Source organism: Vibrio sp. 10N.222.55.C6 (genome assembly GCF_041473395.1).
GTDB lineage: Bacteria > Pseudomonadota > Gammaproteobacteria > Enterobacterales > Vibrionaceae > Vibrio > Vibrio crassostreae_C.
In genome coordinates this window covers 1-429 of sequence record NZ_JBFRSD010000763.1, presented here as the reverse complement: position 1 = coordinate 429, position 429 = coordinate 1, and the positions used below count along the sequence as shown (strand labels likewise).

At 35.9% G+C, this 429-nt stretch carries 1 pseudogene; it reads right to left on the bottom strand.

The window, feature by feature from the left end:
• Positions 1–263, bottom strand: a pseudogene (locus AB4486_RS26030) (hypothetical protein); the annotation flags it as partial.
• Positions 264–429: the final 166 nt, after the last annotated feature.

The following is a 429-nucleotide window of genomic DNA, read 5'->3' as shown; positions in this document are numbered from 1 at the left end:
ACACTGTCTACTTTACCGCGAGTTCCAATCTCCTCTCCGTTTTTTGTTTCTATCGTAGATAGGGAAACTTGGGAATTAAACGTAGATGCCTTTACTGTACTGTTTACCCGAAAAGCTAGATTTTCTTTCGCATCGATCGTTGCTTCTGATTTGTTTTTACCAATACCTTCTACTTCCCAATAAGATTGAGCGAAAGCTGGATTCAACAAGCAAAAGAAGCAACAAGTGATTAACATTTTTAATGTAATATTATTTGTGTTCACGTGACGTCCACCAAAGTTTGTTGTCGCATGTTACAAAATTAGTTTTTTTCAATCAATAAGATATACATATGGTTGAAGTTAAGATATGTGCGTCATACTCATCATTTCAAGCAAAGAAAATGTGACATCAGTTCCAAGTGTCAACATTTCGACTCCTATATACCCC